The organism is Nostoc cf. edaphicum LEGE 07299 (assembly GCF_015207245.1).
Lineage (GTDB): Bacteria > Cyanobacteriota > Cyanobacteriia > Cyanobacteriales > Nostocaceae > Nostoc > Nostoc edaphicum_B.
Genome location: NZ_JADEXF010000121.1, coordinates 1 through 7,862, shown reverse-complemented (window position 1 = coordinate 7,862; position 7,862 = coordinate 1). Strand labels below are relative to the sequence as shown.

6 protein-coding genes and 1 riboswitch are annotated in these 7,862 nt (G+C 43.4%); of the genes, 1 reads left to right on the top strand and 5 read right to left on the bottom strand.

From position 1 onward, the window contains the following. Nucleotides 1–193: 193 nt before the first annotated feature. A complete protein-coding gene (locus IQ229_RS05485) occupies nt 194–2,410 on the bottom strand; it encodes an AAA family ATPase (RefSeq protein ID WP_194041984.1) in 2,217 nt (738 codons plus the stop codon). Between the two features lie 567 nt (nt 2,411–2,977). Here IQ229_RS05485 and IQ229_RS05480 point away from each other — a divergent pair. Further along, complete coding sequence (locus IQ229_RS05480; protein WP_228013172.1) at nt 2,978–4,363, top strand: glutamine synthetase family protein; 1,386 nt, start codon at nt 2,978–2,980, stop codon at nt 4,361–4,363. Nucleotides 4,364–4,395: 32 nt separating this feature from the next. On the opposite strand, the gene IQ229_RS05475 is transcribed toward IQ229_RS05480, so the two are convergent. The 4 genes from IQ229_RS05475 to IQ229_RS05460 form a co-directional block, all read right to left on the bottom strand. Next, nucleotides 4,396–5,154, bottom strand: coding sequence for a cobalt-precorrin-6A reductase (locus IQ229_RS05475; RefSeq protein WP_194041986.1), 759 nt, complete (start codon nt 5,152–5,154; stop codon nt 4,396–4,398). A gap of 238 nt (nt 5,155–5,392) precedes the next feature. Beyond that, a complete protein-coding gene (locus IQ229_RS05470; RefSeq protein WP_194041982.1) occupies nt 5,393–5,806 on the bottom strand; it encodes a DUF1636 family protein in 414 nt (137 codons plus the stop codon). Nucleotides 5,807–5,828: 22 nt separating this feature from the next. After that, nucleotides 5,829–6,000: riboswitch (cobalamin riboswitch) on the bottom strand. Between the two features lie 78 nt (nt 6,001–6,078). Beyond that, nucleotides 6,079–6,858 carry a uroporphyrinogen-III C-methyltransferase gene (gene cobA, locus IQ229_RS05465; RefSeq protein ID WP_194041980.1) on the bottom strand — a complete coding sequence of 260 codons (780 nt, stop codon included), beginning with the start codon at nt 6,856–6,858 and terminating at the stop codon, nt 6,079–6,081. Continuing rightward, the gene (locus IQ229_RS05460; protein WP_194041978.1) at nt 6,855–7,580 is read right to left on the bottom strand and encodes a sirohydrochlorin chelatase; all 726 of its coding nucleotides are present in this window, start codon (nt 7,578–7,580) and stop codon (nt 6,855–6,857) included. Before IQ229_RS05460 ends, cobA begins: the two co-directional genes overlap by 4 nt. Nucleotides 7,581–7,862 lie beyond the last annotated feature (282 nt).

The following is a 7,862-nucleotide window of genomic DNA, read 5'->3' as shown; positions in this document are numbered from 1 at the left end:
GATAAAATACACGTACAGCAGGCTTGGCAATTAATTTGTCAAACTGCTGAGAACATAGAAAATAATTAACTCACTTTTGGGGCACTATTTTAGGAATAGCAAGTGGTATTGGTGAACATACAGCCTTTTTTTCATCTAGGCTAAGTCCTCGCTTGTGGCTACCAACAACTGTGATTTGATAGCCAGAAAGTGTTCATCCGCTAATATTTAAAAATGCCACACTACTTGACCAATTAATGGTTTGGTTGAGTAAGTAACGAATAAACAAATTTTTAATAGTCTCTATTTCCTCAGTAGTCAAATTTGCAGCCAGACGATCGGCATAACTTGGTCGATTAACATTAGCAGTAAATAAACGCTTGATAAAATTGTCAGAGATGTGCATTGGTGTCAAATACTGTTCAAGAACCACTTGCACGTAGTGTCCATTTGAAGCAAAAGCGTGATGCAAATCGTCAGCATCCCAGTTAAGCATGGGGTCAGAGGTATCTGTATAAATAGCTTCTTCCGCTAAAACTAATCGCTCATACAATTGGGCATCGAGATTTTGACTGGGTAGTAAGCGGTAAAATCTTTGGGTATGACGAGGTACTGTCTCAGCTAAAATAAGTGTGGCTGAGTGCGGGATCAATTGACCTAAAACTTGAGCAGCAAGTCCCTTATCCGCTTGGGAGGCTAGTACATTGCGTCCAATAATAGAGTCAAACTGTACATTTGGGGCAAGAGATGCCAGCATAGCAGGTATCTGTGCAACAGATGCAGTAAAAACTATTGGTCGCATTGTTTCAGGAAGTGCCGCAGCTTGTTCAATTAAAGCATTGGCATCAGAGCGATCGCGAACACAAGCATAAACTCCACCTTCTGGAACTTGTCGGATTGCTTCCCAAGTAAGTAAACCAGTGGCGGCATTTAAATCCAATACTAAGTGATGACGTTGTAATTGAGCGAAAGTGAAAATGCGATCGCGCACAGATGCTAATTGTGTACTAACCTGAGAAAGTGTGCGTTGCAACCAACGCTCATCTGCTCGGTCAACACTTCCATAAGTCATGACTTCTATTGGTGCAACACCAATACCTTCTACTATTGCAGCAAGTTGAGCTTCCCGACGACGTGCAACTTGTGTAGCGATTTGGTTTTCATAACCTTGGGTTGATGGTTGATAAAACAATTGACCTTGTAAGCTGGTGGGTAAATATTGCTGTGCTACCCAATGATCTCGATAAGCGTGAGGATAGAGATAACCAGCCCCATGTCCAAAACCTTTTTTATCCCGATTGGCATCTTTAAGATGAGTGGGAACTTCTGCAACATTTTCATTTTCTACTGCTGCTAAAGCATCAAAAAAACCCATAAGACTATTGGACTTTGGTGCAGTTGCTAAATAAAGTACTGCCTGCGCCAAATGATAACGTCCTTCCGGCATCCCCACGCGATCGAATGCTTCGGCACAGGCATTGGTGACGACAACTGCTTGTGGATCTGCTAATCCGACATCTTCGCTGGCCAGAATTAACATCCGACGAAAAATAAATCGGGGGTCTTCACCTGCATAAACCATTTTAGCCAACCAGTAGAGTGCTGCATCTGGGTCAGAACCTCGTAAGCTCTTGATAAAAGCACTGATGGTATCAAAATGGGCATCCCCTTCTTTGTCGTATAAAACAGCACGCTGCTGAATTGATTCTTCTGCTACTGCTAGGGGAATATGAATAACACCTGTAGCATCGGGGGGTGTAGTCTCTACAGCCAGTTGCAAAGCATTCAATAACGAACGAGCATCACCGTTAGCAACATTAACTAAATGATCTAAAGCGTCTGCGTCAATTTGTACTGTTAACTTGCCATAACCGCGTTCAGAATCAGCTAGCGTTTGCTCAACAATTTTGTATAAATCTTTATCACCTAATTGCTGAAGTTGAAAAATCCGCGAACGGCTGACAAGTGCTTTATTGACTTCAAAAAAAGGATTTTCGGTGGTAGCACCAATGAGAATGATTGTACCATTCTCTACCCAAGGCAATAAGGCATCCTGCTGAGACTTGTTAAAACGATGGACTTCATCGACAAAAAGAATAGTTCGTTGATTATGAAACTTACGCTGTTGTTGGGCTATTTCAATTGCCGCTCGAATTTCTTTAACTCCCGAAAGTACGGCATTGATAGCGATGAAGTGAGCGCGAGTAGTGTTGGCAATAACACGGGCTAAAGTAGTCTTGCCAGTTCCTGGTGGCCCAGAAAAGATTAATGAAGACAGTTGATCCAAGCTAATAGCACGCCGCAGTAGCCTTCCTTGTCCGATAATATGATCTTGACCAACAAATTCATCAAGTGTCCGTGGACGCATCCGAGCCGCTAGGGGTGCTTCTTCTTCAGTGATTTTTGCAAGATGCTGGTCAAATAAATCCATTATTTAATTACTACCAACTCTGATTTTTAAGAAAAATAAATTACTATCTCATTAATTCTGACAACATTTGCTCTAGAATTTCTTCGTCTCAGGAGTGCAGCATTGGTGGGCACCAAGAAATTCTTTGATCTCCCAAATCAAATCAATTGTCTTTTCTGAGAAATTCCTCATCGTAATGTCGCATACTCTATTGGCTGTCTCTTCTATCCACTGGGGTGTTATTCTTCAGGTTTTTGAGTATCCACTCGTCGGTATCTACAATAAGAGAATAAGAGCAGGGACATCATTGATACGGGCACTGACGATGATACAATCTCTGGCTTTGTCAACAACGTACACACTGACATGAATTCATATAATCAAGAAAATCCCAAAAGTTCACGAGATTACATATTATGTGCGGGTTTGGCATTAGCGATCGCCATCATGTTGATGTTGATGGTGCGATCGCTGGGTCTGTGACAGATGAGTTAGCAATTTGCGGCGATCGCCAAGAATGAAAGCGCCTGATGAAAGCTAATGTCAAACTAACCGCACTCTTCAGTTGAACATGATTAGGCAATCCAAATGAAAAGACCTGGATTTATTGAGCGTCATCACCTGTGGACAGAAATCCAAAAAGAAGCATCTAAAAAGATCCAGGCTGTTGTTAAAGAACGGGATTTATTGTTGATTCGTACCGCTTGGTCAGACCAGCATGGCATTGTTCGCAGCAAATCGCTCTTACCGCAGACATTTTTCAGCGCCTTAGAAAACGGTATGCAAATCAGCACAGGGACATTCCTGTTTGATACTGGTGGTGCAATAGTCTTTAACCCGTTTGTGCCTGGCGGTAGTTTAGATATGCCTTTGATGACAGGTGCGCCAAATCTTGTCGCTGTTCCTGACCCTGATACCTTCAAAATTCTGCCTTGGGCAAAACGTACTGGTTTTATCCTCTGTGACGAGTACTTTCAAAATGGTCAGGTAATGCCCTTTTCCAGTCGCGGTATTTTGCGCCAATCATTGGTAGAGTTACATCAAAGAGGATTGGAGCATATTGTCGGCTTAGAAGTTGAGTGGTATCTGGCAAAGTTAGAAGATCCAATGTTAGCGATCGCTAATGTTGGTACTTCTGGAAAACCTGGTGAACCTGCCAAAGTGAGTGCTGTAGAGCATAGTTTTCAATATCTTTTAGAATCCCACAATCCAGAGATTCACGACTTACTGCGCGTTTTAGCAGAAAACTTAGTTGAAATGGGATTGCCTTTAAGGAGTGTAGAAAACGAAGGAGGTGTCGGTCAATTTGAATTTACCTTTGACCCGATTCCGGCATTACAAGCTGCGGATACAATGATGATATTCCGAATGGCGACCAAGCAAATCTGCCGTCAACAAGGTTACATCGCATCATTTATGTGTCGTCCAGGATTGCAAGGTTCTTCTTCCAATGGCTGGCATTTGCACCAATCCCTTGTAGACCAAAGCACAGGCGAGAACGCTTTCATGTCTGCAAACTCCAAATCCCTAATGTCAGATTTAGGTAAACATTTCGTTGGTGGTCTTCTTAAACACGCCAATGCTGCTTCTGTGTTCACAACCCCGACAATTAACGGCTACAAAAGATTTAGGCCTTATTCCCTAGCTCCCGATCGTGCCGGATGGGGATTGGAAAATCGAGGGGCAATGATTAGATTACAAGGCGGTTTTGATGACCCCACCACCCATATTGAAAACCGAGTTGGAGAACCAGCAGCCAATCCTTATCTGTATATGGCATCGCAATTGATTTCTGGGCTAGATGGTGTAGATCGTAAACTTGACCCTGGCTCCCCAACAGATGAACCTTACGCTACAGAAAGTCTCACCTTACCCAAAAGTTTGCCAGAGGCGATTTCATATTTGAGCCAAAGCGAACTTTTTGCTCAAAAAATGGGGCAGCAGTTCATTAACTTCATTATTAAGATGAATTAGGAAAGATCGTATTATCAATCTTGGCTATTTACTTAGCAGCGATGCCTACGGCGGGCTACGCCTACGCCTAACCATACCAAAGCAGCATCAACATTATTAACCTGCTCCCCTGGCGGTATCGCTGGACGATTTACCATAACAACCTTTACGCCCAGTTCTCGCGCGGCAATAATCTTGGGCTTTGTGGCATCGCCACCGCTATTTTTACTGACGATGGTATCAATGTTGTTCTCAATCAGAATTTGTCTCTCATTATTGAGGGTAAAAGGCCCGCGATCGCACAATACCATCCCCGGCGGTACTAAAGCATCTTCGCCAGGAGGGTCAATCATCCGCATCAAAAACCAAATTTTCTCCAAGTGAGCAAAGGCGGCGAGTTCTTGTCTACCAACTGTCAAAAATACTCGCTGTGCCTGATTTTGCAGGGCTGTTGCTGCGGCTGCAACACTATCAACTTCAATCCAGCCATCGCCACTTTCTTTTTCCCAAGGCGGACGAATTAACATCAGACGGGGGACTCCAACTTCCGTTGCCGCATCTGCCGCATTGAAGGAAATCTGAGCCGCAAAAGGATGGGTTGCATCAATTAATAAGTCGATTTCCATGACTCGCAGATAGCTAGCCAATCCAGCCGCACCCCCGAAGCCTCCAACCCGTAAATCGCCCAGAGGTACTGACGGTTCGCGGGTGCGGCCAGCTAAAGAGGTGATTACTTCTAACCCTTGAATAGTCGTCACTTTGGCAGCTAATTCTGCTGCATCACCCGTCCCACCCAGAATCAAAACGCGCATCATTAAAAAGGAGTCAGAATTCAGAATTCAGGATTCAGAATACTCTACCCATAAACGGATAGATTCAAGGAAGAATATTTGAATTTATTTTTGCCCACGGCGAAAGAGGTTTTATTCTATACTCAAACTCTCGCGGACTCGCTTTACTTGGCTCTATCAGCTATTCGTACAGAAAACTTTTCTGTTAGCGGTAGCAGGGCGTTTAGCCCATTCTGACTCCTGACTTCTGAGTTCTTCTTCATAAAGGTGGAATCTTTGCTAAAATGCCCTTCTTCATTGCTTCTGGACGCTCTGACCAAGGCAGCAAACCATCTGCTTTAGCATAGTATTGACTAGCACATTCCAGTACCGCAGAGGCACTACCATCAACGGCTAAATCACCAAATAAATATGTTAATTTACCTTTAGCACTAAAAGCGACTACACAAGAACGATTACAAGCACTCATGCATTCAACTTCCTGAATTGGGAATTGATCTCGTAACTCCCAATCTTGTGCCAGCTGCTGAAGTTGGTGTAAAAGTTTTTCACCACCACTTTCACCTAAGCGTTTTCCATTTTGCCAAACACTGGCACAGGTTTTGCAAACAAATAAAGTATGTTCAGCAACTTCCATTGGACTAGTTGGAGAAATATTTATAGTAGTAGTCATCTGTACCTCGCAGATATGTGAAACTAATAAATTTATTTCGGCGGGCATCCTGACTCACTCAATTTGAGATTTTCGATTTAGTTCTTTAATCTCAAATTCGTTCACAGTTGCGGGACAGCGCCGGATTTGCACCGAACTTTCCCCGTTACCTCTGGTGGCTGACTCCCACCAGAACCGAATAACCTTATCGATCATACACTCGCAACTGCCAAGATCCCCGACTTTTTCAAGAAGTCGGGAATCTTGTTTGTGCGCCTTTGATTCAGGATTACTTATACTGGACGACAACCAGACAAAATACTGTGCATATTCACTACTTGTCCAATAACTGCGATCGCAGGCGCACTAAATCCAGTTTCCTCTACCTGTGTGACTATTGTTTTCAATGTCCCAATTAATTCTTCTTGTTCTGGGCGCGTACCCCAGCGCACCAAAGCAATCGGCGTTTCTAAATTCAACCCAGCTGTAATTAATTCTTCCACAATATAAGGCAGATTGTGAATTCCCATATAAATTACAATGGTTTCGGAACCGTGAGCGATCGCACTCCAATTCACTTGCGGTCTATACTTACCCGCCGCTTCATGACCAGTTACAAATGTGACTGACGAACTATACAGACGATGCGTCAAAGGAATACCTGAGTATGCTGCTGCTGCAATCCCTGAAGTGATACCTGGGACTACTTCCGTTGATATTCCAGCTTTGACTAATTCTTCCATCTCTTCGCCACCGCGACCAAAAATAAAGGGATCGCCACCCTTGAGCCGCACTACAATTGCATTATCCTGCGCTTTCTCAATCAACAATTGAGTTGTTTCTGACTGCAATAACGAATGTCTCCCCGCACGTTTTCCAGCATTAATTTGCTCGGCTTGGGGATTAATCATTGCCAGAATTGCCGGACTCACCAAGGCATCATAGATGACTACATCTGCACATTCCAACAAACCTTTCGCCTTCAGGGTAATTAATCCTGGATCTCCTGGCCCCGCACCTACTAAATAAACCTTTCCCAAATACTTGTTCTCCTGCTTTTCTGTGCGGTTCATTTCTGTGTTAAATCCCAAATTAGCTCGGCTAATTCTGCACTTACTCCCAGTGGCTCTGCCAGTTGGAAATTCACCGCAGAAAATTGTAATTTTAGCTCCTCTATTGAGGTAGCGATCGCATCGGTTATTCCACCAGCGAATAAAAAGTATGGCAAAATTGCAATTTCCCGATAACCAGCATCTACCAACTCTTTCACGCGTGATTCTAAACTAGGAGGCCCAGCCCAATAAGCAGCAACTGCTCCCAAACTCGCCGCCATTGCTTCCACAGTTTTTTGCGAACCTGGGCGACGGCTACCATGAGCTAAGAGAATCCATGCTTCTGCTTTTATAGCAGCTATTTGCTTTGCCAGCAATTTCTCTAAATTGGGGTGAGAGCCTAAATATGGTTGCAACTCAATGATGATATCTTGACCAGCAGCCTGTTGTGCGAGTGCTACTTCGGCAGGAATGTCTGTCATCACATGCACTCCCGGCAGCAGAAATAGCGGTACAATTTTGAGGCGATTTTCATTTTGAGACAGTAAGGAATCGCCAAAAGCGCTTTTAGCAAATTGTTGAATCTGCTCGTGTAAAGGCTGAGGACTCATTTCTAAAGCAGCGATGCCAACCAAATGTTCGCTTGACAATTTCTGACATACCAGACTAGCTAGTTGCTGCATAGCAATTTCTGGGCGGCGATCGCGACTTCCGTGAGATAATAGCAGATAGGCAGATGACATCGGCAAAGCTTGAACTTTCAGTTACTATATCTTACTTAAGATTCAGCCGGGGTTGATAAGTACTCTAGTAATTATTGAAACTATTATCAATTACTAAACAGAAGTATTCTTAATGATTTTTACAGGGAAATTAAGTTGTAAAGTACACAACTACTCGTTTCAAAACCAAGTAGAAAGCCTGTTTTTCTTCTGTTAGCGTAGGGGCGTAGCCCATTCTGACTCCTGAATTCTGCTGTATATTCTTCTCCTGCTTTACCTTATTGTTCTTCAGCAGTGTAAGTA